Source organism: Cupriavidus sp. 01L415, from assembly GCF_056400065.1.
Window position 1 is genome coordinate 1 of sequence record NZ_JBFTSP010000027.1, and the last position, 25,219, is coordinate 25,219.

25 protein-coding genes are annotated in these 25,219 nt (G+C 66.0%); 10 read left to right on the forward strand and 15 right to left on the reverse strand.

Annotation, left to right across the window (positions count from 1 at the left end):
- Positions 1–312 precede the first annotated feature (312 nt).
- Together AC1DOX_RS25345 and AC1DOX_RS25350 are read right to left on the reverse strand one after the other, a co-directional pair.
- A complete protein-coding gene (locus AC1DOX_RS25345; RefSeq protein ID WP_441622174.1) occupies positions 313–1,008 on the reverse strand; it encodes a fumarylacetoacetate hydrolase family protein in 696 nt (231 codons plus the stop codon).
- 66 nt (positions 1,009–1,074) lie between these two features.
- Positions 1,075–1,497 carry a VOC family protein gene (locus AC1DOX_RS25350; RefSeq protein WP_441622176.1) on the reverse strand — a complete coding sequence of 141 codons (423 nt, stop codon included), beginning with the start codon at positions 1,495–1,497 and terminating at the stop codon, positions 1,075–1,077.
- 142 nt (positions 1,498–1,639) lie between these two features.
- On the opposite strand from AC1DOX_RS25350, the gene AC1DOX_RS25355 reads away from it, so the two are divergent.
- On the forward strand, positions 1,640–2,521 hold the full coding sequence (locus AC1DOX_RS25355; RefSeq protein WP_441622178.1) for a LysR family transcriptional regulator: 882 nt from the start codon (positions 1,640–1,642) through the stop codon (positions 2,519–2,521).
- 52 nt (positions 2,522–2,573) lie between these two features.
- On the opposite strand, the gene AC1DOX_RS25360 is transcribed toward AC1DOX_RS25355, so the two are convergent.
- Both AC1DOX_RS25360 and AC1DOX_RS25365 read right to left on the reverse strand, forming a co-directional pair.
- Positions 2,574–3,884, reverse strand: coding sequence for an MFS transporter (locus AC1DOX_RS25360; RefSeq protein ID WP_441622180.1), 1,311 nt, complete (start codon positions 3,882–3,884; stop codon positions 2,574–2,576).
- Between the two features lie 94 nt (positions 3,885–3,978).
- Entirely contained in the window at positions 3,979–4,617 is a 639-nt protein-coding gene (locus tag AC1DOX_RS25365) for a TetR/AcrR family transcriptional regulator (protein ID WP_441622182.1), read from the reverse strand.
- 130 nt (positions 4,618–4,747) lie between these two features.
- Between AC1DOX_RS25365 and AC1DOX_RS25370 the strand changes: the two genes are divergently transcribed.
- Positions 4,748–5,512, forward strand: coding sequence for an SDR family NAD(P)-dependent oxidoreductase (locus AC1DOX_RS25370; protein WP_441622184.1), 765 nt, complete (start codon positions 4,748–4,750; stop codon positions 5,510–5,512).
- A gap of 194 nt (positions 5,513–5,706) precedes the next feature.
- Entirely contained in the window at positions 5,707–7,650 is a 1,944-nt protein-coding gene (locus AC1DOX_RS25375) for a methyl-accepting chemotaxis protein (RefSeq protein ID WP_441622187.1), read from the forward strand.
- Between the two features lie 48 nt (positions 7,651–7,698).
- Here AC1DOX_RS25375 and AC1DOX_RS25380 read toward each other — a convergent pair whose 3' ends face one another.
- From AC1DOX_RS25380 to AC1DOX_RS25400, 5 genes are all read right to left on the reverse strand, one after another.
- Positions 7,699–8,517, reverse strand: a complete 819-nt coding sequence (locus AC1DOX_RS25380) for a BON domain-containing protein (RefSeq protein WP_441622189.1) — start codon at positions 8,515–8,517, stop codon at positions 7,699–7,701.
- Between the two features lie 230 nt (positions 8,518–8,747).
- Positions 8,748–9,134 carry a hypothetical protein gene (locus AC1DOX_RS25385; RefSeq protein WP_441622191.1) on the reverse strand — a complete coding sequence of 129 codons (387 nt, stop codon included), beginning with the start codon at positions 9,132–9,134 and terminating at the stop codon, positions 8,748–8,750.
- Positions 9,135–9,357: 223 nt separating this feature from the next.
- Entirely contained in the window at positions 9,358–9,735 is a 378-nt protein-coding gene (locus tag AC1DOX_RS25390) for a cupin domain-containing protein (protein WP_092137748.1), read from the reverse strand.
- 82 nt (positions 9,736–9,817) lie between these two features.
- The gene (locus AC1DOX_RS25395; protein ID WP_441622193.1) at positions 9,818–10,648 is read right to left on the reverse strand and encodes an AraC family transcriptional regulator; all 831 of its coding nucleotides are present in this window, start codon (positions 10,646–10,648) and stop codon (positions 9,818–9,820) included.
- Positions 10,641–11,594, reverse strand: a complete 954-nt coding sequence (locus tag AC1DOX_RS25400; protein ID WP_441622195.1) for a patatin-like phospholipase family protein — start codon at positions 11,592–11,594, stop codon at positions 10,641–10,643. The genes AC1DOX_RS25395 and AC1DOX_RS25400 overlap by 8 nt, the downstream gene beginning before the upstream one ends.
- A gap of 448 nt (positions 11,595–12,042) precedes the next feature.
- On the opposite strand from AC1DOX_RS25400, the gene AC1DOX_RS25405 reads away from it, so the two are divergent.
- Complete coding sequence (locus tag AC1DOX_RS25405) at positions 12,043–13,098, forward strand: GGDEF domain-containing protein (RefSeq protein ID WP_441622197.1); 1,056 nt, start codon at positions 12,043–12,045, stop codon at positions 13,096–13,098.
- Positions 13,099–13,140: 42 nt separating this feature from the next.
- Here AC1DOX_RS25405 and AC1DOX_RS25410 read toward each other — a convergent pair whose 3' ends face one another.
- On the reverse strand, positions 13,141–14,076 hold the full coding sequence (locus tag AC1DOX_RS25410; RefSeq protein WP_092137751.1) for a LysR family transcriptional regulator: 936 nt from the start codon (positions 14,074–14,076) through the stop codon (positions 13,141–13,143).
- Between the two features lie 155 nt (positions 14,077–14,231).
- On the opposite strand from AC1DOX_RS25410, the gene AC1DOX_RS25415 reads away from it, so the two are divergent.
- From AC1DOX_RS25415 to AC1DOX_RS25435, 5 genes are read left to right on the forward strand one after another with little or no spacing between them, the layout of a single operon-like run.
- The gene (locus AC1DOX_RS25415) at positions 14,232–15,218 is read left to right on the forward strand and encodes a Bug family tripartite tricarboxylate transporter substrate binding protein (protein ID WP_255371246.1); all 987 of its coding nucleotides are present in this window, start codon (positions 14,232–14,234) and stop codon (positions 15,216–15,218) included.
- Positions 15,219–15,273: 55 nt separating this feature from the next.
- A complete protein-coding gene (locus AC1DOX_RS25420; RefSeq protein ID WP_441622200.1) occupies positions 15,274–16,578 on the forward strand; it encodes a 3-isopropylmalate dehydratase large subunit in 1,305 nt (434 codons plus the stop codon).
- Between the two features lie 2 nt (positions 16,579–16,580).
- Positions 16,581–17,153 (forward strand): LeuD/DmdB family oxidoreductase small subunit, encoded by a 573-nt coding sequence (locus AC1DOX_RS25425; RefSeq protein ID WP_441622202.1) that lies wholly within the window; start codon positions 16,581–16,583, stop codon positions 17,151–17,153.
- Between the two features lie 40 nt (positions 17,154–17,193).
- Positions 17,194–18,396 carry an aminotransferase class I/II-fold pyridoxal phosphate-dependent enzyme gene (locus AC1DOX_RS25430; protein ID WP_441622204.1) on the forward strand — a complete coding sequence of 401 codons (1,203 nt, stop codon included), beginning with the start codon at positions 17,194–17,196 and terminating at the stop codon, positions 18,394–18,396.
- A gap of 20 nt (positions 18,397–18,416) precedes the next feature.
- Positions 18,417–19,139, forward strand: a complete 723-nt coding sequence (locus AC1DOX_RS25435) for an RraA family protein (RefSeq protein WP_441622206.1) — start codon at positions 18,417–18,419, stop codon at positions 19,137–19,139.
- Between the two features lie 106 nt (positions 19,140–19,245).
- Here AC1DOX_RS25435 and AC1DOX_RS25440 read toward each other — a convergent pair whose 3' ends face one another.
- The 5 genes from AC1DOX_RS25440 to AC1DOX_RS25460 form a co-directional block, all read right to left on the reverse strand.
- On the reverse strand, positions 19,246–19,557 hold the full coding sequence (locus AC1DOX_RS25440; protein WP_441622208.1) for a hypothetical protein: 312 nt from the start codon (positions 19,555–19,557) through the stop codon (positions 19,246–19,248).
- A 168-nt stretch (positions 19,558–19,725) separates the two neighbouring features.
- Positions 19,726–20,901 carry an L-rhamnonate dehydratase gene (locus AC1DOX_RS25445; protein ID WP_441622210.1) on the reverse strand — a complete coding sequence of 392 codons (1,176 nt, stop codon included), beginning with the start codon at positions 20,899–20,901 and terminating at the stop codon, positions 19,726–19,728.
- Positions 20,898–21,935, reverse strand: a complete 1,038-nt coding sequence (locus AC1DOX_RS25450) for a 4-hydroxythreonine-4-phosphate dehydrogenase PdxA (RefSeq protein WP_441622212.1) — start codon at positions 21,933–21,935, stop codon at positions 20,898–20,900. Before AC1DOX_RS25450 ends, AC1DOX_RS25445 begins: the two co-directional genes overlap by 4 nt.
- A 147-nt stretch (positions 21,936–22,082) precedes the next feature.
- Entirely contained in the window at positions 22,083–23,051 is a 969-nt protein-coding gene (locus AC1DOX_RS25455) for a Bug family tripartite tricarboxylate transporter substrate binding protein (RefSeq protein WP_441622214.1), read from the reverse strand.
- 120 nt (positions 23,052–23,171) lie between these two features.
- Positions 23,172–24,113 carry a LysR family transcriptional regulator gene (locus AC1DOX_RS25460; protein ID WP_441622216.1) on the reverse strand — a complete coding sequence of 314 codons (942 nt, stop codon included), beginning with the start codon at positions 24,111–24,113 and terminating at the stop codon, positions 23,172–23,174.
- A gap of 117 nt (positions 24,114–24,230) precedes the next feature.
- Here AC1DOX_RS25460 and AC1DOX_RS25465 point away from each other — a divergent pair, with 117 nt between their 5' ends.
- Positions 24,231–25,163, forward strand: coding sequence for a dihydrodipicolinate synthase family protein (locus AC1DOX_RS25465; RefSeq protein ID WP_441622218.1), 933 nt, complete (start codon positions 24,231–24,233; stop codon positions 25,161–25,163).
- Positions 25,164–25,219: the final 56 nt, after the last annotated feature.

Genomic DNA, 25,219 nt, shown 5'->3' on the forward strand with positions numbered 1-25,219 from the left:
GGGCTAAAAAAAAGACCGCCTCCCGGTACTGACAAACTGCTGGTGTTGCGTGGAGCGGAGCTGCTTGCCGGGGGGTGTTGCTGTTGCCGGGGCGATGCAGCGCTGTCCATGGCTCGAATATTATCTACTACTAGATAGATAAGCAAGGAGAATTTAGAGAAATTTCTATAACCGTGTGGAGCCTTCCTTCCAGATGTGACGCCCAACGGATGCAACACCCTGATTTGCCATGGAAAAAGGCGCCGACCTGCTCAAGACAGGCCGGCGCCCAAGACGATGGCGACGATGAAGCGGGAAGTTCGACGCCGCGGATCAGCGCTTGCCGACCGTGAAAGCGATCTCGCCAAGACCCTCGACGCCGGCCGTGACCGCATCGCCCGGCTGCAGCGCACCGACACCAGCTGGCGTGCCCGTAAAGATCACGTCACCAGGCGCCAGCGTCACACTTTCCGAGATATAGGCAATCACGTCCGCAACGGGCCAGATCAACTCGTCCAGATCGCCTTGCTGGCGGACTTCGCCGTTGACCTTGAGCCAAATGGCGCCCTTGGCGGGATGACCCACGGCCGACACCGGGTGCAGCGGGCCGGAGGGGCCGGAAGCATCGAATGCCTTCGACCAGTCCCACGGGCGGCTCATCTTCTTGGCAACGTCCTGCAGGTCGCGGCGCGTCATGTCCACGCCGACGGCATAGCCCCACACCAGATCCAGCGCCTGGGCCGGGCTGACGTTAGCGCCGCCCTTGCCAATGGCCACGACCAGTTCGACTTCGTGGTGAAGGTTCTCCGTCAGCGGCGGGTAGGGCACGGAGCCTTCCGCAGCCACCACCGCATCGGCGGGCTTGGTGAAGAAGAACGGCGGCTCGCGATCCGGGTCCTTGCCCATTTCACGGGCATGCGCGGCGTAATTGCGGCCGACGCAGAATACGCGGCGGATGGGAAAGCGGGCCTGGCTGCCAGCCACGGCAACACTGGCTTGCGGGGCGGGCTGGATCACGAATTCGGTCATGTCTCGCTCAGTCTCGGAGGATGGTGGGTGGGGAATGCGGCTTGAACGGTCGGGCTGACCCAATCGTCACTTGGCAAATACCTGGCTCAGGTCGCCGAATGCCTTGAACTCCAGCGCATTGCCCGACGGGTCCAGGAAGAACATCGTGGCCTGCTCGCCGACCTGGCCCTTGAAGCGCACGTGCGGCTCGATGACGAACTTGGTGCCGGCCGCGCGCAGCTTGCCGGCCAGCGCGTCCCATTGCGCCATCGACAGGATCGCGCCGAAGTGGCGTACGGGGACATCGTCACCGTCGACCGCGCTCGTGCCGCGATGGCCGCACTCGTCCGGCGACAGGTGCGCCACGACCTGATGACCATAGAAATCGAAATCGACCCAGGCATCGGAACTGCGGCCTTCGGGGCAGCCGAGCAGATCGCCATAGAACTGGCGCGCAGCGGCCAGATCGTGGACGGGGAAGGCAAGATGGAACAAGGGCATGGCGCTCATGGGCGGGGTCCTGTGGGGCGAAGGATCGAGAAGTGTCGTTGATTGTAATCAGCATAACTCGTAATATGAAACGAATCATTTATGGTCTGAGCATCGAAATTTTTGATATCAGGCGCGCCCTGGCACCACTAGATCCCCGACCGTGATCCGCTACTTCCGCACCTTCCTCGTTGCCGCCGAAACGGCGTCCTTCTCCGCGGCCGGGGCGCGGCTGGGCCTGACCCAGTCAGCCGTCAGCACGCAGATCCGGCGCCTGGAGGAAGACCTCGGCTGCACATTGTTCGATCGCTCCGGCAAGTCCGTGACGCTCAGCGAGGAGGGCCGGCAGTTGTTGCCAGATGCCACGCGATTCGTTGCGCTCTACGAGTCCATGAAGGGCAGTGCGCAATCCCGCCCGGACGCCGCGCCGCTGGACCTCGGGGCGGTGTCGACGGTGCAGTCGACGCTGCTGCCCAAGGCGATGCAGCGCTTTCGTGCCGCGTATCCCGATACGCATGTGAATATCGTGCCCGGCATGTCGACGCAGTTGCTGACGCAGGTCGATGCGCGCGAGCTCGATATCGCCGTGCTCGTCAAGCCGCGACTGGGCATCCCGCCCGAGCTGAAATGGGTGCCGCTGATCAAGGAGCGGTTCGTGGCCGTCGCACCGGCGGGTTCGCCGACGGACATGAAGAGCTTGCTCGCTGCCGTGCCATTCATCCGCTACAACCGGCATTCCACGGGCGGGCAACTGGTCGACCGCTACCTCAAGCAGCAGCGGCTCTGGGTGCGCGAAGGCATGGAGCTGGATGAACCCGCCGTGATCCTGCAGATGGTTGGCGAGGGGCTGGGCTGCGCGATCATCCCGGCGGACCTCGTGCCACTGCGGCAGACACCCAATATTCAGGAGGTCGCCATGCCGGGCCAGCCGCTGTTCCGCGAGATCGGGGTGCTGGTGCGGCAATCCGCGCTGAAGCGGGCGTCGGCGGCGGCATTGATCGATGCGTTCGTGGCCGAGTGCCGCCAATGGGCTCCACCCGGCTGACAAGAAAAAGACGGACCCGCAGGTCCGCCGTCGAGATGCGTGGCGATGGTCGTCAGGCCTTTGCGGCCTGGGGCGATGCGCCGCCCGGTTGCGGCGCCGACCGCCGCGCCATCAGCGCCAGCAGCGCCGCCACCAGGCACGCGCCACCGGCAACGTAAAGCGCCGGCGAATACGTCAACAGCAACGTCCGCGAGAGTCCCGCGCCAAATGCGGCCGTGGCCGCGCCGATCTGGTGGGCGGCGAACACCCAGCCAAACACCATTGCCGCGCGTTCCCGGCCGAAGGCGCTGCCAGCCAGCTTGATCGTCGGCGGCACCGTGGCGATCCAGTCCAGGCCGTAGAACATCGCGAAGATGGACAAGCCGTAGAGCGTGAATTCCGAATGCGGCAGCCAGAACAGCGACAAGCCGCGCAGGCTGTAGTACCAGAACAGCAGCTTGCGACTATCGTAGCGGTCAGACAACCAGCCAGAAAGGATGGTGCCGACGAAATCGAAGGCGCCCATCATCGCCAGCGCGGAGGCCGCCGGCAACGGCGCCATGCCGAAGTCCGCGCACAGGGCGATGAAGTGGGTCTGGATCAGCCCGTTGGTCGACAGGCCGCAGATGAAGAACGTGCCGGCGAGAATCCAGAAGGTCTGGGTCCGCGCGGCGTCGCGCAGCACAATGAACGGCCCGCGCAGCGTCAGCGGTGCGGGCGGGGCGGACGGTGCCGCGGGCGTGGCGGAAGCGGTCTCGCCAAACGCGGCCAGCCCGATGTCCGACGGCCGATTACGCATGAGCGCAAACACCAGCATGGCCAATGCGGCGCACGCCGCCAGCACTGGCAGCACCGCCACGCGCCAGCCCATATGCTCGATCAGCCAGGCGGCCACGGGCAGGAAAGCCAGCTGGCCCGTGGCCGAACTGGCAGTCAGGATGCCCACCACCAGGCCGCGGCGTGCGCTGAACCAGCGGTTGGCCACCACGGCGGCCAGAACCAGCGCCGTCAGGCCGGAGCCCACGCCGAGCATCAAGCCCCATGCCAGGAACAATTGCCAGAGCTGCGTGGCCACCGTGGCCAGTGCCATGCCGCCCGCGATCAGCGCCAGCGCCGCGCAAACCACATTGCGCACGCCAAAGCGCTCCATCAGGATCGCGGAAAACGGCGCCATCAGACCGAACAGCGCAAACCGAAACGCCAGGATCGACGAGATCTGGTCGATATTCCAACCCATCTCGCTGGTGAGCGGTTTCAGAAAGGCGCCCGGCAAGCCGAGCGCGGCGGAGGTGGTCAGCATGACGCAGAACGTGACAGCGGCGACGATCCACGCGTAGTGGACGCCACGCCGGTCCAGCCGGCTGGATAAGGCTTGCGCGAACATGGGGCTCCCTGAAGGATGGATGGGGTTTGTGTGAGACGTGTTTGAGGGCTTGTTTGAAGCGGAAAAGGGCGGAGAATGACCGTTCGCTCTGCCGTCAGGCGGTGGCGGCAACGGTTTCGTGGCTGCCTTCGTGCGCGCGCTCGCTGTCATCCAGCAGCCAGGCACGGGTGGCATCGAGAAACTCCTGTGACAACGCATCGCCGCCGGTGGCCCGGGCCAGCGACATGGCGCCGACCATCGCCGCCAGCTGCACCAGCGCCGTCTGCCGCGCGGCGGCATCGGTCGCGCCATCCGGCGCCGTGGACATCCAGATGTCGATCAGCTGCTTCACTCCGTCGACGTACACCGGCCGCACCGGCTTGCTGGCCGGCTCGCGGGCCACGTCCCCGACCAGCGCCGATGCGGCGCAGCCCTCGCCCGCGCAATCGCGATGCTCCGGGGACAGATATGAGCCGACCAGATTGTTGCGCGCCGTGCGCCGATCTCCGTTGGCGCTGGCGATGCGGTGCTCCCAGCGTTGCGCGCCATCTTCGAAGGCACGCTGGCAGGCCACCGCCACCAGATTGTCTTTCGACGCAAAGTGGCCGTAGAAGCCGCCATGTGTCAGGCCGGCGTCCGCCATCACCTGTGCCACGGTCACGCCGTGCAGGCCGTGCTCGCGGAACAGGCGTGCCGAGGCCTGCTCGATCGCCACCTTGTGTTGTTCTGCCAATTCCCGTGATGCCCGCGCCATATGAAATCCCGCTCTGAAAATCTTGCTTGACCACAGTTTAGATGACGCACATACTTTATTCAATAGATGTTGATCATCATGCAAACGCAAGGCGCTTGCATTCTTTTCTGTCCATCAAGGAGAAGCTTTCATGTTCAAACTGTTCGATCTGTCCGGCCGCGTCGCGGTAGTAACCGGCTCCACCAAAGGCATGGGCCTGGAAATGGCGCGTGCCCTGGGCCAGTCCGGTGCTAGGGTCGTCGTATCCGGCCGCGATGGCGCGGTGTCCGAGAAGGTAGCCGCCGATCTGCAGAAGGAAGGCATCGATGCAACCGGCATTGCCTGCGACATCGTCAGTCTCGACAGCGTGCGGGCCTTCGCGGACAAGGTGCTCGCGAAGTTCGGGCGGGTGGATACGCTGGTGCTGAACGCGGCCGGCAGCGCCGTCGTGGGTTCCATGCTGGAGCAGGGCCCGGAGTTGTTCGATGACGTCATGGCCGGCAATGTGCGCGGCAACCTGGTGCTGGTCAACGCGCTGGCTCCGCAGATGATCGCGCGCCGGGACGGCTCCATCATCTTCATGTCGAGCATCGCCGCGCGCCGCGGGTCGGCCAGGCTGGCGCTGTACAGCATCTCCAAGGGCGCGACCGACCTTGCCATGCGCAACCTCGCGCAGACGCTGGGCCCGCACAACATCAACGTCAACAGCATCAATCCGGGCCCGGTACGCACGGACTTTTCGCGCGACGCGCTGTGGGGCGACCCGGAACGCGAGAAGGCGCTGTCCGCCACCATCCCGATGGGCCGCATTGCCGAAGCGGTCGATGTCGCGGGCGTGGCCGTGCTGCTGGCCTCGCCGGCGGGTCGCTATATCTCGGGCCAGACGATCGGTGTCGACGGCGGCGCGACGGCCTGATCCTCATGCATCAGATACGAGCGCCGCACCGTAAAAACTGAGGTGGCGACGCTCGTTTGCAGTGCATCGCGCACCGTGCGCGTGCGCCGATGGCACTGCGATTGCGCACGATCAAAAGTAGCCATAAAACTGCCTTTAATCCTTCGATTTGACGCCGATACAGCGTGCTACAGCCCTCGAATACAAGGAGCATCGTGGCCGCTTTTCTCTCTCCCGCCATGCGTCTGATGGCACGTCTGACCATCACCCGCAAGCTTGTCCTCCTGACGATCCTGTTCCTGATTCCGCTGTGTGGCGCGCTGGTCGTGGTGCTGAGCCAATCCGTGCAGTCGATCCGCGCGACGCAGGACGAACAGCGCGGCCTGACGATTGTCGGGCGGGCGCTGGATTTCATGCGCGAGACCCAGGTGCGCCGCGGCGCCGCCAATGGCGTGCTGCTGGGCAACGCGGCATTCAAGCCGACGTATGAAGCGGCCGATGGCAAGGCCGCCGGGCACCTGGCCGCGTTGTCGAAGGAAGCGGGGCAGATCGATACGTTTGCCGTGGCGGCCGACGTCGCGAAGCTGGAGGAGGCCTGGAACCAGATCCGCAAACTCGGCCTGGACACGCCAGCGGCACCGCTGTTCGATCGCCACACCACGCTCGTCAAAGAGACGCGGCTGTTCATTGGCGATGTGGCCGATCGCTCGTCGCTGGCGCTCGATCCCGATGCCGCTTCCTACTACCTGATCAACCTGATGGTGGGGCCGATGCCGAAGCTGGCGGAAGTCGGCGCGCTGGCGCGTGGCCGGGGTGCCGGCATCATCGCGCGAGGCGGCTATGCCGATGCCGCGCAGCAGGCTGACCTGGCTGCACTGGCCGAACAGATCCAGGACGGCCTGGAGGCCGTGCGACGCGACATGGCCCGCGTCGAGCGTCGGGCGCCCGCCTATCGCGACAACATGGCGGCAGCGGCGAAGCAACTCGCGGCGATGGAAAACTTCCATCGTACGCTCAAGGTCAGCATGCTCGGGTCGAGCGGCATCACGATCGATGCCAAGGCGTACTTTGCCGAAGGCACCGCGGCCATCGAATCCGTGTCGGGGGTCAATCAGGAATTCGCCGCGCTGGCCGGGTCGATGCTCGCAAAGCGCATCGCGGCGGAGCGGCGGCAACTCATGCTGCTGGCCGCCATCGCCCTCGTAACGGTGGGCGCCGCGCTGTATCTGTTCGCCGGTTTCAGCCGCGGGATGCGCATCGACGTGCGCGATGTGGCTGACATGGTCGCGCGGATCAACGCGGGAGACCTCGGCGTGCACATCGAAGCGCGTGGCCGCGACGAACTGAGCGACGTCAAGCGGCACCTGGTATCGATGGTCGGCACCTTGCGCGGCATTATCGGCGAGACGAAGGACGGTGCGCAGAACGTGCTGGTGGCGGCCGGGCAGATTGCCCAGGGCAACGCTGACCTGTCGCAGCGCACGGAGGAACAGGCGTCTTCGCTGGAACAGACCGCTGCCAGCATGGAGGAGCTGACCTCCATCGTCCAGCAGAACGCCGGCAATGCGAACCAGGCCAGCGCGCTGGCGTCTGAGGCCTCGGCCATCGCCGTGGCCGGCGGCGCATCCGTGCTCCGCGTGCGTGAGACGATGAGCGAGATCGAGGCCGATTCGCGCCGCATCGTCGACATCATCGCGGTCATCGACAGCATCGCGTTCCAGACCAATATCCTCGCGTTGAACGCCGCCGTGGAGGCCGCGCGGGCCGGCGAATTCGGGCGCGGCTTTGCGGTGGTGGCCGCCGAAGTCCGCACGCTGGCACAGCGCGCAGGCAACTCCGCCAAGGAGATTCGCACGTTGATCTCCCAATCGACCAACCGGGTGGCCGCGGGGACATCGCTGGCGGGCGAGGCGGCCGCCACCATGGACAACATCGTCGGCGCGGTACAGCGCGTCACGACCATGATGGACGAGATCAGCCGCGCCTCGCTGGAGCAAAGCGGAGGCATCGCGCAGGTCAATCAGGCGGTGACGCAGATGGATCAGGTCACGCAGCAGAACGCCGCGCTGGTGGAGCAGGCCGCCGCCGCCGCCGAAGCGCTGCAGGAGCAGGCGCTTCGGATGGAGCAGACCGTCAGCGTTTTCCGGCTGGCGGCCTGAGAGCGGCCTGAAGGCAGCGGGCTGCCTGAGGATGGCCGGCGATGGGCTTCAGTGGGACGAGGCGACGTCGCCGCGCTGCACGCGGATGTTGTTTTCCACCTCGGTCACGCCGAAGGTGTTGTCGGCGATATCCTCGATGTCGTACTTCTGGCTGCGCAGCCGCACGGAACCCGCGAGCGTGACCTTGCCCTTGTCTACGTCGACACTGACGTCACTGACATCGATACCGGTGGCAAATGTCAGGTGCTCGCAGATCTGGTCGCGGATGCGTTCGTCGGTCCGCGTGAAACCGCGCGGACCGGTGCGTTTTTCCGCGGTGTCCGATCCAAACCAATCGCTCACGGCCTCGCCGATGCGATGGCCAAGGTTGTAGAGCATGCCGTGCTGCCGGTTGCGATCATCGTCGTCACGCTCATGGTCGCGGTCCTGCGATGACCAGCGGCGCTGCCCGAAGCCGGGTTCCTCTTCATAGCTGCGCTCATAGCCACTTCCATAGCGACTTTCGTAGCCTCTCGCACCGATGTCGTCGCGGCCGTAGCGCCGCGCTTGGCGGTGGCTGCCATCGCCGACATCGCCATAGTCTCCGTAGTCCCCCGCTTCGCTCGCATAGCGGCGGCGGTATTCCTGCTGCCGTAGGTAGGTATCGTCAGGTTCCGTGGGGTCGCCGCCATTGAGGCCATAGCGGAGGTTGCTGCCATGCCATGCGCCGCGGTCGCCACCATACGGGTAGCCGGTGTGGCTACGGGTGTCGCTCCGGTTCCGGCGCGCTTCGTCCCACGGATCGCCCAGGTCATCGTCCTCGCGGACGTTTTCATAGGCCCGCCAGGTCCGCCCCCTACGATATCGCTCGGTGTAATGGTCGCCCATGCTGATCTCCTGAAAGTTGCGGGTTTGCCATACGCGGCATGCGCGGCATGCGTCACGCTGCGCAATGCGCTGGCTGCTTCAGGAAAAGGGGCAAGATTCGTACCTCGGCCGGCCACCCTTATGCCGACTGGCACGGCGGCGAATGATGGCCCGCGTGGCGCTGGTTTGCCGTGCAAGCCTTGCGCGGGAGCGTGTAAAGACTGCACCGCTCCCGCACGCGCCGCGCCGGATCAACGCGCATTCACGCGCTGCATGCCGGCCGGCAAGGGCACCGACACCGTGGAGGGGCCGGCAGGCACTGCAGGGGCGGACGGGGCGAGATCCGTACGCACGCTACGCGGTGGCCGGACGGGTGCAACGCCTTCGGACGCATTGAGCGCCTGGCCGTTCTCGTAGCCTGTGGAGACGGCTTCGAGATACCCGGGCGCAAATTTTTGTTCCGGTGTGACAACGGGTGCCGGGGGCAATCCTGGCTGAGCATGCGCAACGGCGTTGACGCACAGCGCCAGCACGCGAAGCAGCAGGACGCCACGGCGTACACGGTAAAGCAGGGTGGGCGGGGTGTGCGGGCGCGGCGAGACCGCGGCCGTGGGACGCAACTGTGGTGGGATCTTCATGACGGTTCTCCGAAGGAGCAATCGCTCCGGGTAAAAAGATGAGCATCGGGGTCGCGCTCGATGCTTCTTTTTGCAGAGACCGTGCCACCATCAATTGGGGCCGTAGCGGGGTTGCGGGGTCACTTTTGCGGGCGGAAACGGGGGGTTTTGGCCAACAGGCCAGTGCGGATGGTTGGGCCCGGCCCAACATGCTGAATACCTTCGCCGGGCGCCTTTCGGTTAGTCAGATCCAGAGGTCATTCTGCGCGGTGCGTTCGCCACCTTCTTCACCGGTATTCACCACGCCGCGCGGTTCGATCAGCAGCATGTGCACCTCTTGCCGCGCAAACGGCTTGTGTTCGACGCCTTTGGGGACGACGTACATCTCGCCCGCGTTGACCAGCACATGACCGTCGCGGAAATCGATCCGCAGCTGACCGTCCAGGACCATGAAGGTCTCGTCGGTATCGGCATGGCTATGCCAGATGAAATCGCCCTCGATCCTGACGATCTTGAACTGGTAGTCGTTCATTTCCGCGATGACGCGAGGTTGCCACTGGTCGGAGAACAGTTCGAGCTTCTCGGCGAAGTTGATGGCGCGGTACGGGGCAGGCTGGCTCATTTGGGGCGCTCCATGGCTGTCGTTGACATGACGGGCAGTCTGCGCCGCTGGGGCTACCGCCGTCTTGTACGATCGTGCAAGCTCAGGCCGGGGAGGGTGTGCGGCCAAGTGTGCGCAGCCAGCGCGCGGGCGTGATGCCGAAGGTGTGCGTGAAATGCCGGGTCATGTGGCTCTGGTCCGCAAATCCGGCCCAGGCCGCGGCATCCGCCAGCGTCTGCCCGGCAGCCGCCAGTCGGCGCACCGTGTCCAGCCTGCGCATGGTCAGGTAGCGATACGGGCTGGTGCCGTACAGCACGCGGAAATCGCGTGACAGACGCCAGCGGTCGCGCCCGCTGGCCGCTTCCAGTTCTTCCAGCGTGACCACGCGATCCAGGTTGTCCAGCATCCACTCGCGCGCGATTTCCGCCGCGCGATAGTCGACCGCCTTCCTGCCGTGCGGCGCGCCACTGACGGCGGCCAGCGCATGGGAGAGTTCAAAGACCGCGTCGTCTTCTTCCAGCGGGTCGATAGGGCAGTCCATCGCGCGTAGCAGCACTTCGGAGGCGGCATATAGGCGGGGATCGTCGGAACGGCCGCCGGCGATGAACGGCAGGGGCCGCCCACCGAGCACGCGCTGCACCAGCGATGGCTCCACGTAGATCATGCGATACCGGAAGCCGGCATCCGTGCCGGCCTGGCCATCGTGCGGCTCGTCCGGATGGAGCACCAGGGTGCCGCCCGGCGTGCTGTTCGTCACGCCGCGCCGGTAGTGAAAGCTCTGCACGCCGGCCAGTGTCCGGCCGATCGCATAGGTGTCGTGGCGATGCATGTCGTAGCCGTGGCCGCCGAAGAAGGCCTCGATGCGCTCCAGCCGGCGGGGCGACGGGTCGCGCCGCACCCAGTCGCGATCGCGCGGCAACACGATCTCACCCATGTGTGGTGGTGTGGCTGTGGCCGTGGTCGTGATGCGTGTGGCCGGCACCGGCGGCCGGTGGGGAAATATCGGCGCTGCAGCTGGGTGACGACTCGTCGTGCGAATGTGGTTCCAGCGCGCCCGGCACACGCCGGCTGGACAGTCCGTCCGCGCGCAGCCACGCCACGGTCGCCGCGGCGGCGCGGTCGATCAGTTCCCCGCAGCGCGTGTAGTCGTAGGGCGAGACGTCCAGCGGGCAGAGCGGGGGCACGACGGCGATGTGCGCATGCTCGGACCAGCGCTCCAGGTCATGCACCAGCTGCCGCGCCACCAGCAGGGAGAGCGCGTTCAGAGCGTGTTCCACGGCGCCGCGCGGCGGGCGGCGTTCCGCACAGGCGAAGCCGGCCGGCAGCACAATGATGCGGGTGGCGCCGAGGCGAATGGCCGTGGAGACCGGGGTGTTGTTGGCCACGCCGCCATCGATCAGCGACCGGCCCTCGAATTGCACGGGCGGAAACACGCCGGGAATCGCCGCACTGGCCAGCACGGCGTTGACGATATTGCCGGACGACAGCACCACTTCGGCTCCCGTGTGCATGTCCGTGGCCACGACGTAGAGGGGCACGGGCGCCTCTTCCAGCCGTGATTCGCCGAAATGCCGGCTCAGCAGCCGCTGCAGGCCAAGGGATTCGACAAGGTGTCCGCGCTTGCCGCCCAGCATGCCGAGCATGCTGCGCCACGACCAGGGCAGGACCTCGGTGCGGCGAATGCCACGCCACAGGCCCTCCAGCTTCGCGGTGCCCTCCGCATGGGGATGGCAGGCGAAGTAAGCGCCGTTGATCGCGCCGGCCGATGCGCCGATGACCAGATCGGGCGTCAGGCCCCAACCCACCAGCTCCCGCAACATGCCGACTTCAATGGCGCCCAGGCTGCCGCCACCGGCGAATACGAATGCAGTCTTTTCCATGATTTGGTTGCGGTGCACCATCGCCCGCGGGCTCGTCAGGTGTTCGTCGTGGCGACAGCATAGGCCACTTCGGGCTTGCCAAAAAGGGGGAGGTGGCCGCGCGGGTCGTGGCTGCAGGAAAACCCGAAGAGGGCACGCGACGGAAGCGGCCGGCCGTGCATTGCCGTCGCGACATTTTCTGGATGCGCACCAGAAACAGATCCCTGACGCGTGCACCTGCGGGATATAAGATGCAATTAACGGCCAAGAAATTCAGACGTCAGTGTCGCCGGCTTGCAACCGAGTGCAGCGGGTGGGTAACCCGGAGCGACTGAGTGCCGCACCGGCCCTATCCCCGACCCTATAATCGGCGCGGCGCCGCCGCCGATGTCCGTCGGTAGCCGTCAATATCGGAAGCACCCCTCCGGCAACCGCCACCGACACTCCGCAACCACCTGCTACGGCCAACATGACCAGCCACGATAACCCGCAGCAACCGCAGCACACCCTCCAGGCCGCCTTCCTGCGCCACGAAGAGTCCCTCGCGCCGCCGAATCGCGTGTTCGGCGACGATGACAGCGCCGTCTACCGGACGCTGCTGGAATCGACCAAGGCGATTCCCTGGAAGATCGACTGGGCGACGATGGAATTCGCCTACATCGGACCGCAGATCGAGGCGTTGCTGGGCTGGGCACCGTCGACCTGGAAGAACGTCAACGACTGGGCGGAACGCATGCACCCGGACGATCGTGCCGCCGTGGTCGATTTCTGCGTCGCACAATCGCAGGCCGGTACCGACCACGAAGCCGACTATCGCGCCCTGACGCGCGATGGCGGCTATGTGTGGCTGCGCGACGTCGTGCATGTGGTCCGCAACGACAAGGGCGAGGTCGATTCGCTGATCGGCTTCATGTTCGACATCAGCGAACGCAAGCGCACCGAGGAGCAACTCGCGCAACTGCAGAAGGAACTCGAGCAACTGTCGTTCAAGGACAGCCTGACGGGCACGGGCAATCGCCGCATGTTCGACCGCGTGATGGCACGCGAATGGGCCGCGGCGAAAGACGCGCGCAAACCGCTCTCGCTGATCATGGTCGATATCGACTTCTTCAAGTCATACAACGACTACTACGGCCACGTGCAAGGCGACGAATGCTTGAAGCGGTTTGCCCGCCTGCTGGGCGAGGCGGCCGGCCCGGAGAGTTTTCTCGGCCGCTACGGTGGCGAGGAATTCGTGCTGGTGCTGGCCAACACCGACGCGGATGCCGCCGTGAACATCGCGGAGCGATGCCGCGCGCTGATTGCGGAGGAGGCGATCACGCACGTGCGTTCGCCCTACAACCAATGCGTGACGGCAAGCTTCGGCGTCGGCACGATCGTGCCGACCGAGCACATGGACCCGACCGCCTTCATCAACCTGATCGACGCGCAGCTCTACCACGCCAAGGACAACGGCCGAAACCGTATCGCCGCCGTCGACCGCGCGGGCATGCAGGGACAGTCGTTCAAGGTGCATTCGCGCTGAGCGACATCGCACCGGGCGCGCGCTGCAAAGCCGGCAGGCGGATCAGGAGGCCATCAGCGACACGCCGAGCGGCATCGTCTGCCCGGCGAGCGTTTCGCGCAGCAGCGTGAGCAGCCGTTGCGCGCTCGGCGACAGCGAGCGTAGCGGCCGCGTGATCACGCAAAGCTCGCGCGAGAGCGCAGGCGCGTGCAGTTCGCGAAAGATCAGGTCGGGAAATTCGTTGCGCTGGTAGGCGAGGGCGGGCAGCACCGAGTAATACTTGCCACGTGCCAGCATCGCAAACAGGTAGGTGGTGCTCTCCACCTCGTCGTGATCGCCGGCAAGCACGGGCCAATGCGCGGCATGGGTGCGCAGGAACTGGCCGATGCCGGTATCCGCGCTGAAGCCGATGTACTGGCCCCAGGTGAGATCGTCCCACGTCAGCGGCCGGTCGATTTCCGCCAGCGGCGAGTCGCGATGGAACACCACGCCGTAGCAGTCCGTCACCAGCGGCGTGTAGTCAAGCTCCTCATGGCCGCGATACTTGCTGTCGATGGCGAAATCGACCTCGCCTTCCAGCACCAGCCGCTCGGTCTGCTGCGCCGCCGGATTGCGCAGCGAGATCGTGATGCCTGGATAGGCCTCGCGAAAACGCGGCAGCGCGGGCACCAGGAATTGCCGGATCACCGACGACGCGGCGCCGATCCGGATATGTCCGCGATCGCCCCTGGCGAGCGCCACCAGGTCGGACACCGCGCTGTCGAAGCCATTCACCACCCGTTCCGCGTCGGCGACGAAGCGTTCGGCGTGATCGGTCATGACCACGCGTCGCGTCGTCCGGTCGAACATCCTGAGGCCGATCGCCTCCTCCATCTGCTGGATCGTGGCCGTCAGCGCGGACTGCGTCATGCACAGCCGCAGGGCCGCGGCTGTAAACGTTCCAGCCTCGGCCACGGCCAGGAAGCAGCGCAGTTGCTTGAGCGTCACGTGATGGCGCATGAGTGCCCCGGGTTAATTTATCAGGAATTCGTAATAATCCGAGGAAAGAATTCGTTTGTCCAGGGAAATGGGTGTCCTTAGACTGCGTTGGCAGCCACGAGATTGCTGGCGTGGCCAAGCCAAATAACACTCACCCTCTTGCCCAGGATGCCCCCATGAAGACGTTGACTGGTCTTGCCGCAGTTCTTGTTTGCCTGCAATCGGCCTGGTTGCCGACACTGGCGGTTGCCGCCCCGGAAGACAGCTATCCCGACAAGGCTGTGCGGATCGTGGTGCCGTTCGCCGCAGGCGGCTCCACCGACGTGGTGGCGCGGATTCTGGCCGAGAAGCTGCAGGAGCAGTTCAAGCAACCGTTCGTCGTCGACAACCGTGCCGGCGCCAGCGGCAATATCGGCGCCGAGCTCGTCGCCAAGTCGCCGGCTGACGGCTACACGCTGCTGATGGGGGCCACGGGCATCCTGTCGATCAACGACCACCTCTACAACAAGCTCAACTACAACGCCGCCAAGGACTTCGCGCCGGTCAGCTACGCCACGCAGAACGCGAACATCCTGGTGGTGTCGCCGAGCCTGCCTGCCGCCGACGTGTCGGCGCTGGTCCAGCTCGCCAGGACCAAGCCGGGCGCACTGAGCTTCGCGTCGTCGGGCCCCGGCAGCTCCACCCACCTTTCGGGCGAATTGTTCAAGTCGATGGCCGGCGTGAATCTGCTTCACGTGCCTTACAAGGGCAGTTCGGCCGCGCTGACCGACCTGCTCGGCGGCAACGTGACCATGTTGTTCGACAACGCGCCGTCGTCGATCGGCTTTGTCCAGCAGGGCAAGCTGCGCGCGCTCGCAGTGACCAGCCGCAAGCGGATTCCGGGCTTGCCGAATGTGCCGACGCTCGACGAAGCGGGCATCAAGGGCTACGAGTCGCTGTCGTGGAGCGGCGTGGTCGCGCCGGCCGCCACGCCGCGCCCGATTGTGCAGAAACTCAATCGCGCGATCGACCAGATCCTGAAGTCCGACGACGTCCGCGCCAAGCTCACGCAGCTCGGCGTGGAGCCGGTCGGCGGCTCGCCGGAAGACTTTGCCCGCCTGATTCAGGCCGAGCACGACAAGTGGGGCAAGGTCATCAAGTCGGCCGATATCAAGCTGAACTGAACGAGCTGCACTGAACGAGCAGCACTGAACAAGCTGAACTGAGCACAAGGTCCCCATGACGATCGTCTCCGAGACCGCCACCGCCGCGCGCCCGCAGACTCTCGCCGAGAAGCTGCTCTCCCGCGCGGCCGGGCAGGCGGTGTTTGCCGGCGACCTCGCGATTTGCGAGCCCGATGCCACGATGGGCACCGATGGTTCGATCCCGATGGCGCTCGATTATTTCCGCGAGATGCAGCCCGACGGCACGCTGCCGGCGCCGGTCAAGCCCGAGCGGCTGGTGTTTGCGCTCGACCACTACGGCGCGACGTCCGGCGCCCGCGCGCTGGCGCTGCAGGAGCGGGCGCGGACCTATGCCCGCGCGCATGGCATCTGCGTATTCGAGGTTGGTGAAGGCATCGGCCATCAACTGATGCTGGAGCGCGGCCGTGTGCTGCCCGGCCAGCTGGCGGTTGGCGCGGACTCGCATGCAGTGTCCTACGGTGCGCTCAATGCGTTCGGGTCGGGCATCGGCTCGTCCGATCTCGCGGGCATTCTCCAGTGCGGCCAGCTCTGGTTCAAGGTGCCCGGTTCGATCCGCATCCACCTGACCGGCGAGTTGCCGCCGTATGCATCGGCCAAGGACCTGGCGTTGTCGATGGCGCGCAGGCTCGGCGCCGGGGGCGCCAACTACCTGGCGCTCGAATTCGATGGGCCGGGCGTGGCTTCGCTCGATATGGACGATCGGATCGTGCTGGCCAATATGTCGGTGGAAATGGGTGCCAAGGCCGGGTTGTTCCCCTATGACGCTTGCACCGGCGCATGGCTTGCGGCTCGCAGCGACGCGTCGTTCGAGCCGGTGGCGGCCGATGCCGGCGCAACCTATGCGCAGACGTTGACCTTCGACCTGGCCGACGTCGTGCCGCAGGTGGCGATGCCACATCGCGTCGACAACGTGATCGACCTCGACGCGGCGGGCGAGACGAAGATCGACATGGTCTACCTCGGCACCTGTACGGGCGGCCGCACCAAGGATTACCGCGAAGCGCTCGCCGTGCTGCGCGCGGGCGGCGGCGTGGCGCCGGGCGTGCGCCTGATCGTGACACCGGCCTCCGAGTCGGTGCGCGCGGAAATGGAAGCGGCCGGCATGCTGGCCGAATTCAGCGCGCTGGGCGCGGAACTGCAGGCACCGGGCTGCGGCGCGTGCTGCGGTACCTGCGGCAGCATTCCGGCCGATGGCGAGCGCGTGATCTCCACGGCCAACCGCAATTTCAAGGGGCGCATGGGCAATCGCCAGGCGCAGATTTTTCTTGCTTCGCCACGGGCGTGCGCGACGGCGGCCGTCACCGGCCAGCTCAGCGATCCGCGCGAGGCCATCGGCTGATCATGGCATCGACTTCCACCACCGCCAGACTCTCCGTCACGCCGGGCCGTGCCCGTCTGCTCGGGGACGACATCAATACCGACTACATCATCGCGTCCAGCCGCAAGAAGGACAGCCTGGACCCCAACGTCCTGCGCCGCTACCTGCTCGAAGACCTGGCGCCGGATTTCGCGGCAAGCGTGCAGGACGGCGACGTCTTCGTCGCGGGCCACAATTTCGGTTGCGGTTCCGCGATGGAGGTGGCCGTCACGGTCGTGCTCGCAGCGGGCATCCGCGTCGTCGTGGCCAAGAGCTTCTCCCGTACGTACTGGCGCAACGCGGTCAATAACGGGCTGTTGCTCATCACCGCAGACACCGACGGCATCCGCGAGGGCGAGTCCGTCGCGCTCCATCTGTCGGGTTCGAGCGCGACGCTGCGCGTGGGCGAGGCGGATGGCAGCAGCGGCCGCGTGATTCCCTGCGAGCCCGTGCCGGACATCGTGCTGATGATCCGCGACGCCGGCGGGCTCGTTCCCTATCTGCGCGAGCACCGGCGCTTCATCCAGAACCCCGCCACACCGCATTCCCCTCGCTAGTTCCACAGCCACGTTTTCACGATCCCACGCTTTCACGATCATGAGCCTCATTGCCGCACGTCTGAACCGCATCAAACCGTCCCCGAGCTCGATGGCCGGCCAACGCGCCCGTGAGCTTCGCGCCGCCGGCCGCGACATCATCGGCCTCACGTCCGGCGAGCCGGATTTCGATACGCTATCTCATATCTGCGAAGCCGCCACGCGCGCGATGTCGAAGTCGCAGACCAAGTACACGGATGTGGGCGGGACCCCCGAGTTGCGCGCCGCCATCGCAGACAAGTTCCTCCGTGATAACCAGCTTGCGTACGCGCCCGGCGAGCTGATCGTCGGCACCGGCGGCAAGCAGATCATCTTCAATGCCTTCATGTGCACCGTGGAAGCCGGTGATGAAGTCATCGTGCCGACCCCGTACTGGGTGTCGTATCCGGATATCGTGTTGCTGGCCGAGGGCACGCCGGTGTTTGTCGATTGCCTGCCGGCGAACGGGTTCAAGCTCATGCCCGAAGACCTGGAGCGCGCCATCACGCCCCGCACGCGCTGGCTCGTGCTCAATGCGCCGAACAATCCAAGCGGTGCCGCGTACTCGCACGCCGAACTGAAGGCGCTGGCGGATGTGCTGTTGCGCCACCCGCACGTCTGGGTGATGACGGACGACATCTACGAGCACATCCTCTATGACGGCCGCGAATTCGCGACCATCGCTCAGGTCGAGCCCGCGCTCAAGGACCGCACGCTGACCATCAATGGCGTATCGAAGGCCTATGCCATGACGGGCTGGCGCATCGGCTACGGTGGTGCACCCGCGTCGCTGGTGAAGGCGATGGTGAAGCTGCAGTCGCAGAGCACCTCCAATCCGTCGTCGATCAGCCAGGCGGCCGCGTTGGAAGCTCTGACCGGTCCGCAGGACTTCATCGCCGAGCGCACGCGGATCTTCCAGTCGCGCCGCGACGCCGTGGTGACCGAGCTCAATCGTATTCCGGGCATTTCCTGCCATGTGCCCGAGGGCGCGTTCTACGTGTTTCCGTCGTGTGCGGACGTGATCGGTCGCACCACGCCATCAGGCAAGCGGATCGAGAACGACGAGGATTTTGTGCTCTACCTGCTGGAGGCGCAGAACCTGGCGGTGCTGCAAGGCGGTGCCTACGGCGTCTCGCCGTTCTTCCGGATTTCGTTCGCGACGTCGATGCAAAAGCTCGAGGCCGGGCTCGCGCGCCTGCGCGCGGCGTGCGAGGCCTTGTACTGACAAGAGAAGGGGGAATCGATATGAGCCAGAGCAACCACACGCCAGATCCGACAAACCAGGCCCTGCAATGGCCTGCCGGCTATCGCATCGTGCCGCGCCAGGCAGGCCCGGCCGCCAGCATCGTAGCCGCATTCCGCGAGATGCCGGTGGCGGCGATCGGTGACGCCATGAGCCGCAACGTCGGCACCGTTGGTCTGCGCCAGTACCACGCGCGGCTCGATACGGTGCTGTGCGGGCCGGCTGTGACCGTGCGCGTACGCCCCGGGGATAACCTGATGATCCACAAGGCGCTGATGATGGTCGAGCCCGGCGATGTGCTCGTGATCGACGGCGGCGCCGACGTGACGCAGGCGCTCGTCGGCGGCCTGATGCGCACGACGTGCGTGGCGAAAAAACTGGGCGGACTGGTGATCGATGGCGCGATTCGTGACTTGCTCGAATGGGCCGAGGACGGCATGCCGATCTTCGCGCGCGGTCACACGCATCGCGGCCCCAGCAAGGACGGCCCCGGCGAGATCAACGTGCCGGTTGCGTGCGCCGGCATGGCCGTGATGCCGGGGGACCTGATCGTCGGCGATGCCGATGGCGTGATCGCGGTGCCGGCGGCGGAGGCCGAGGATGTGCTGCGCCGCACCCGTGCGCACCTCGAGCGCGAGGCGAAGATCCGCGAGACCAATCGCACCGGCACGGCCGATCCGGAGCGGTTTGACGCCGTGCTGCGTGCGAAGGGCCTTCCGGTCTGATCTGGATCGCGCTTGGGCATCGCCCCGGCGCATCGCCTTACCTGCGCATCACATCGCCGGACTGCGGAGCAGCCAGACCTTCAAGGCAGGCGGCCTCGGCGCGGGATTACTGGGGATCTTTTTGCTCGGAATCCTTGTGGACCGCGTGCTTGACGGCGTGGTAGCCCTCGCGTGTCGTATCGGCCACGCCGTGGCCAACGGTCTTGGCCGCTTGGCCGATACCGTGGCCGACCGTCTTGGCTGCATGGCCGATGCCGTGGCCGACATCCTTGGCGAACTCGCCGGTCTTCTTGGCGGCATGCACGGTGGCTTCCTTGACATCGTGAGCGGCCTCGCCGACGTCGGCCCTCGCCAGCGGGCTGAGCGTGAGGGCGATGAGCGCAATCAGGGGAGCCAGGGTGAGCTTCTTGTTTTGCACGTGGACGCTTCCTAAATGTGATCCCGGGGGCGCGGATAACCGGATCCGACGGGGTGCCCATGGCGGGTGGTCATCATTGTAGAAGGTTCGGCCGGCGCCTGGCGTTACCGAATGTGACGAGGCTGGATCGGCCGGCGCAGCAGGGCTGCGCCGGCCGCAAGACGGCGTTCAGTCGATGATGTCGAAGTCGCCGAAATGGTCTTCGTTGAGCGTCAGCCCGAGGCCCGGGAGGTCGTCGTCAAGCTGCAGGTAGCCGTTGTCAGGCGCCGGGTCGCCCTTGAAAATGTAGTAGAACAGTTCGTTGCCGACTTCCACGTCGTGCACGGGGAAGTACTCGGCCATCGGCGACGCGGTGGACGCCATCGTCAAGTGGTAGTTGTGCATCTGCCCCGCGTGCGGAATCACGGGCACGGACCACGCTTCCGCCATCGCGTTGATCTTCTGCGCGGCGGTGATGCCGCCGACGCGGTTGGTGTCGTACTGGATCACGTCCACGGCGCGCCGCTCCAGCAGGTCCTTGAAGCCGTACGAGGTGAACTCGTGCTCCCCGCCGGAGATCGGGAAGGGGCTCATCTTCTTGAGCTCCGCATAGCCCTCGATATCGTCGGCGATGACCGGCTCTTCCAGCCAGCGCGGCTGGAACTCGGCCAGGCGCGGCAGCATCCGGCGCGCGTATTCCAGCGTCCAGCCCATGTAGCACTCCAGCATGATGTCGACACCGTCACCCACCAGCTCGCGCAGCAGGCGCACCTGCTCGATATTCTTCTGCATGCCGACGGCGCCGTCCCGGGGGCCGTAGCCGAAGCGCATCTTCATCGCGGTGAAGCCCTGGTCGAGATAGCGTTGCGCCTCGGCCAGGAAGACGTCGCGGTCGTCATTGTTGTAGAGCTTGGAGGCGTAGCACCAGATCTTCTCCTTGGTGCGCCCGCCCAGCAGCTTGAACACCGGCTTGCCCGTCGCCTTGCCCATCAGGTCCCAGAGCGCGATGTCCACCGCCGAGATCGCCGCCATGCCGATGCCCTTGCGGCCCCAGGCATGCGTGCGGCGGTACATCTTCTGCCACAGGTATTCGTTATCGAACGGGTCTTGCCCGATCACGATCGGCGCCAGGTACTGATCGACGATCTGCTTGGCCACACGAGGCGCGAGCGCGCAGTTGCCGATGCCGACCAGCCCGGTGTCGGTTTCGATTTCCACCACCAGCCAGCCATGAAAGCGGAACGAGCCCATGGCGTCGCCGCGGTCGAACAGGATGTCGGTGGCGTTGGTGCAGAAGTGCGCCTGCGGCGGGACGGTCTTGCCCTTCCATTCGAAAACGCGGGCGCGGACGTTGGTGATCTTCACGGTGTGGCTCCTTTCGCGGCGAAATGTGAGTTGTGTCGTTGCGCACCCATCTGGCAGGCCAGGTGGAATGCCTGCAGGATGGCGCCCGGATCTGCGCGGCCCTGCTGCGAGATGTCGAAAGCGGTGCCATGCGCCGGCGTGGTGATCGGCACCGGCAGGCCGCCCTGCACGGTCACGCCGCGCGAGAATCCCATCAGCTTGATGCCGATCTGGCCCTGATCGTGATACATGGTCACGATGGCGTCGAACTGGCGCGTGGCCGGGCCGCCTTGCACCTTCAGAAAAATGGTGTCGGCCGGAAATGGCCCCTGCGCGGCCACGCCGCGCACCCGGGCGTCTTCTACGGCCGGCGCGATGATGTCGATCTCTTCGCGGCCGAACGCGCCATTGTCCCCGTTGTGCGGATTCAGGCCGCATACGGCGATGCGCGGAGCGCGCATGCCGGCGGCACGCAGGGCCTGGTCGATCAGGTCGATGGCGGCGCCCACGCTTTCGCGGCTGATCATGGCCGGCACGTCCTTGAGCGCGACGTGCGAGGTCACGCGCGAGGTCCACAGGCCGTCCAGCACATTGAACTCGCAGAACGCACCACGATGGCCAAGTTGCTCGGCAAACCAGTGCAGTTCGTCGTTGTGGCCCATGCCCGCCGCGTGCAGCGAACTCTTGTTGAGCGGGCTGAAGAGGATGGCGTCGGCCTTGCCCGCCTGCGCGAGCTCAAGCGCCAGCGCCAGCGTGCCGAGGCTGTAGCGGCCGCCCTCGGCGCTGGCGGCGCCGCGCGGGTACGCCGGCTTGTCGTCGAGCGCCCAGTGATAGAGGCGTGGCGCGCCATCGCTGGCGAAGTCGAGGCGATCGGTTTCGCGCAGGGCGAGATTCACGCCGGCAATCTCGGCGCCGTGGCGCCATTCGTCGCGGTCGGCGATCAGCAGGATATCGGCCTGCGTGGCGGCGGGGTCCGCCAGCAGCCGCGCAACCAGCTCGGGGCCGATGCCAGCGGGGTCGCCAAGCACCATAGCAATACGGGGGCGTGCAGTCATGTCAGTGTCGGATGAGCGAAATCAGAGGTTGCATAAAAATGAAGTGAAGCGGTCCTGGCTAGACGCGCGGCCGCAGACAGTACAAGTGGTACGGCAAGCGGGTGTAGCAAACTCGGCAACGACGCCAGGATCCTTTTAAACAACTTCCTAGTCGAGCTTGACGCCGAGTTCGGCGATCAGCTTTCCGTAGCGGGCATATTCGCTGCGCGCGAACGCATCGAACTGCGCGGCATTGAGCGTGCCCGGCAGCGCGCCGACGTCGTTCAGGCGGCGCACCGTGTCGGGGTCCTTGAGTACCCCGGTCAACGCGGCGCCCAACTTCTGCAGCGTGGCTGGCGGCGTGCCGGCCGGCGCGTAGACGCCATACCAGGCATTCATCTGCACGCCCGGCACGCCGGCTTCGGCCAGCGTGGGCACGTCGGGCAGCAGGGCGGAGCGCTGGTCGGCGGTCACGGCCAGCGCGCGCAGCTTGCCGGCCTTGATGTGGCTGATGACCGAGGGCATGGTTTCAAAGCTCATGTCGACCTGGCCACCCATCAGGTCGACCAGCGCGCTGCTGCTGCTTTTGTACGGGACATGCAGCAGCTTGCCGTGGACCTGGCGCGCGAACGCGGCGCCCGCAAGATGCTGGGTGCTGCCGACGCCCGAAGAGCTGTAGCGGAACTTGTCCGGGTTGGCCTGGATTTGCGCGACCAGCGCCTTGACGTCGCGGGCCGGGACCTGGTTGTTCACCACCAGCACATTGGGCACGGAGGACACCAGTGCCACGGGGGCCAGGTCCTTCAACGGATCGAACTGCAGCTTGAGCAGATGGGGGGCGATGGCCTGCGAGGTGACCACACCCATCAGCAACGTATTGCCGTCCGGCGCGGCCTTGGCCGTCATGTCGGCGGCGATGGTATTGGAGGCACCCGGCCGGTTGTCGACCACCACGGGTTGCTTGAGGACGGCGGCCAGCTTGTCGGAGACGATGCGCGCCATCACGTCGGTGCCGCCTCCAGGGGCCGCGCCGACCATCAGTCGCACGGGACGGGGATCCTGGGCATGGGCGACGGGCACGGCGACGGCGGCAAGGCCGATCAGGCCGGCACTCGCGCCGGTGATCCACTTTCTCATGGTTGTCTCCATCCTTGTGATTGTCTGTGATCAGTCTGTGCTGTTCGACCGGACTATACGGGCTGGAGTGATACCCAACTAGTGAGCAATTTTGAATGGGCGATCACCTGAAGGAATACCTCAGCGATCCTCCCGGACTTTCAGCAGCCCGATCAGTGCGCGGGCGGCGGCGGACAGCGTGCCGCCACGCCGGGTGACGATGCCGAAGGTCTGCTGCCGCGATTGCAGCGTCAGCGGCAGGATGCGCAGCATCTTCTGGCGCGCGAACAGCGCCGCCACGCTGGTGGGCAGCAGCGACACGAGCCGGTCGCTGCGCGCGAGCATCGCCACGGTGACAAAGGTGGATGAGGTGGAGATCACATTGGCCGGCAGGGTCAGACCGGCCAGGTCAAGCTCGCGCTGAAGCAATTCGTGCATCGGCATCTGGCCGGGATACACGATCCACCGATAGCCGGCCAGGTCGGCCAGGCTCAGCGACCTGGCGCGCGGTGCCGCATGCGCATAGCCGACCACCACCGAAACCGGTTCCTCCTCGATCGGCTGGTAGTGGTAGCGATCGGGCTGCGCGCTGACCAACGCACGGCCGAGCACGAGGTCGAGCCGGCCATCGTCGAGCAGGTCGAGCAGCCGCCGGCTGGTGTCCTCTACGACGTGGACGGACAGCCGGGGCTGCGTGGTCCCGAGGGCCTCCAGCGCCGGCACCAGCACCTCGGGCACCGCCCCCATGATCGCGCCCACGGCAAGGTGGCCGCCCTGGCCGGAGCGGATTTCCGCCATGTCCTGGCACAACGCGTCAAGGTTGGTGACCATCAGGCGCGCATACCGGATCACGCAATGGCCGAACGGGTTGGGCCGCATGCCGCTGCGGGACCGCTCGAACAGCGGCGCGCCCAGCATGGTTTCCAGTTCCTGCAGGGCCTTGCTGGCGGCCGACTGGGTCATGGCCATGTCGGCGGCGGCCTGATGCAGGCTCTTGCGGTCGTCCAGCGCGATCAGCAACTGCAGCTGCTTCATGCGCAGGCGGGACAGCAGGACGTCGAGCGTCGTCTTCGTGGCGGGCATGGCGGTGAGTCGCAAAAGCGATCACGTAATGGAAAGGATTCAATATACAGGGCGCGGACCCGCGCCGTATATTGGCGCCAGCCGGCACTGCCGGAAACCAGAAAAGGAGAGGGAGACATGAGCACGTCAGCAGGCCGTCCGGTATATCGCGGCGTATTCCCGGTGGCGCCCACCATCTTCGATGCAGACGGCGAACTGGATCTCGATGGCCAGCGCCGTTGCATTGATTTCATGATCGATGCCGGCTCGAACGGCCTCTGCATCCTGGCGAATTTCTCGGAGCAGTTCGTCCTGACCGACGACGAGCGCAGCTTGCTGATGAAGACGGCGCTCGAACATGTGGCGGGCCGCGTGCCGGTCATCGTCACCACCACGCATTTCAGTTCCCGCGTGTGTGCGGAGCGCAGCCGCGCCGCGCAGGATGCCGGCGCCGCGATGGTGATGGTCATGCCGCCGTACCACGGCGCCACCATCCGCGTGCCGGAGCCGGCCATCCACGCGTTCTTCGCGACGGTGTCCGACGCCATCGACATCCCCATCATGATCCAGGATGCCCCGGTCAGCGGGACGACGCTGTCGGCGCCGTTCCTGGCGCGCATGGCCCGGGAGATCGCCAATGTCTCCTATTTCAAGATCGAGGTGCCGCAGGCGGCCGCCAAGCTGCGCGATCTCATCGCACTGGGCGGCGACGCTATCGTCGGACCGTGGGACGGGGAAGAGGCCATCACGCTGATGGCCGACCTCGATGCAGGCGCCACCGGCGCCATGACCGGCGCCGGCTTTCCGGACGGCATCCGGCAGATCGTGGATGCCTATCAGGCCGGCGACGTGGATCTGGCCGCCGATCACTATCAGCGCTGGCTGCCGTTGATCAACTACGAGAATCGCCAGGGGTGGCTGGCCACCAGCAAGGTGCTGATGAAAGAGGGCGGCGTGATCGTCTCGGACGCGGTACGGCATCCGCTGCAGCCGATGCACCCGGCGACGCGCGACGGCCTGCTCCGGATCGCGCGGCGCCTGGACCCGCTGGTCCTGCGCTGGGGCCGCTGAGCGAGGCGGCGTGGAGCCGGGGCGCCGGTCCGGCAGCGTGGCAAGCTGCGCAGCCG

Coding starts and splice junctions, on each gene's coding strand:
- AC1DOX_RS25345 (WP_441622174.1), bottom strand. CDS start 1,008: ATGACCGAATTCGTGATCCAGCCCGCCCCGCAAGCCAGTGTTGCCGTG.
- AC1DOX_RS25350 (WP_441622176.1), bottom strand. CDS start 1,497: ATGAGCGCCATGCCCTTGTTCCATCTTGCCTTCCCCGTCCACGATCTG.
- AC1DOX_RS25360 (WP_441622180.1), bottom strand. CDS start 3,884: ATGTTCGCGCAAGCCTTATCCAGCCGGCTGGACCGGCGTGGCGTCCAC.
- AC1DOX_RS25365 (WP_441622182.1), bottom strand. CDS start 4,617: ATGGCGCGGGCATCACGGGAATTGGCAGAACAACACAAGGTGGCGATC.
- AC1DOX_RS25370 (WP_441622184.1), top strand. CDS start 4,748: ATGTTCAAACTGTTCGATCTGTCCGGCCGCGTCGCGGTAGTAACCGGC.
- AC1DOX_RS25380 (WP_441622189.1), bottom strand. CDS start 8,517: ATGGGCGACCATTACACCGAGCGATATCGTAGGGGGCGGACCTGGCGG.
- AC1DOX_RS25385 (WP_441622191.1), bottom strand. CDS start 9,134: ATGAAGATCCCACCACAGTTGCGTCCCACGGCCGCGGTCTCGCCGCGC.
- AC1DOX_RS25390 (WP_092137748.1), bottom strand. CDS start 9,735: ATGAGCCAGCCTGCCCCGTACCGCGCCATCAACTTCGCCGAGAAGCTC.
- AC1DOX_RS25395 (WP_441622193.1), bottom strand. CDS start 10,648: ATGGGTGAGATCGTGTTGCCGCGCGATCGCGACTGGGTGCGGCGCGAC.
- AC1DOX_RS25400 (WP_441622195.1), bottom strand. CDS start 11,594: ATGGAAAAGACTGCATTCGTATTCGCCGGTGGCGGCAGCCTGGGCGCC.
- AC1DOX_RS25405 (WP_441622197.1), top strand. CDS start 12,043: ATGACCAGCCACGATAACCCGCAGCAACCGCAGCACACCCTCCAGGCC.
- AC1DOX_RS25410 (WP_092137751.1), bottom strand. CDS start 14,076: ATGCGCCATCACGTGACGCTCAAGCAACTGCGCTGCTTCCTGGCCGTG.
- AC1DOX_RS25415 (WP_255371246.1), top strand. CDS start 14,232: ATGAAGACGTTGACTGGTCTTGCCGCAGTTCTTGTTTGCCTGCAATCG.
- AC1DOX_RS25420 (WP_441622200.1), top strand. CDS start 15,274: ATGACGATCGTCTCCGAGACCGCCACCGCCGCGCGCCCGCAGACTCTC.
- AC1DOX_RS25425 (WP_441622202.1), top strand. CDS start 16,581: ATGGCATCGACTTCCACCACCGCCAGACTCTCCGTCACGCCGGGCCGT.
- AC1DOX_RS25430 (WP_441622204.1), top strand. CDS start 17,194: ATGAGCCTCATTGCCGCACGTCTGAACCGCATCAAACCGTCCCCGAGC.
- AC1DOX_RS25435 (WP_441622206.1), top strand. CDS start 18,417: ATGAGCCAGAGCAACCACACGCCAGATCCGACAAACCAGGCCCTGCAA.
- AC1DOX_RS25450 (WP_441622212.1), bottom strand. CDS start 21,935: ATGACTGCACGCCCCCGTATTGCTATGGTGCTTGGCGACCCCGCTGGC.
- AC1DOX_RS25455 (WP_441622214.1), bottom strand. CDS start 23,051: ATGAGAAAGTGGATCACCGGCGCGAGTGCCGGCCTGATCGGCCTTGCC.
- AC1DOX_RS25460 (WP_441622216.1), bottom strand. CDS start 24,113: ATGCCCGCCACGAAGACGACGCTCGACGTCCTGCTGTCCCGCCTGCGC.
- AC1DOX_RS25465 (WP_441622218.1), top strand. CDS start 24,231: ATGAGCACGTCAGCAGGCCGTCCGGTATATCGCGGCGTATTCCCGGTG.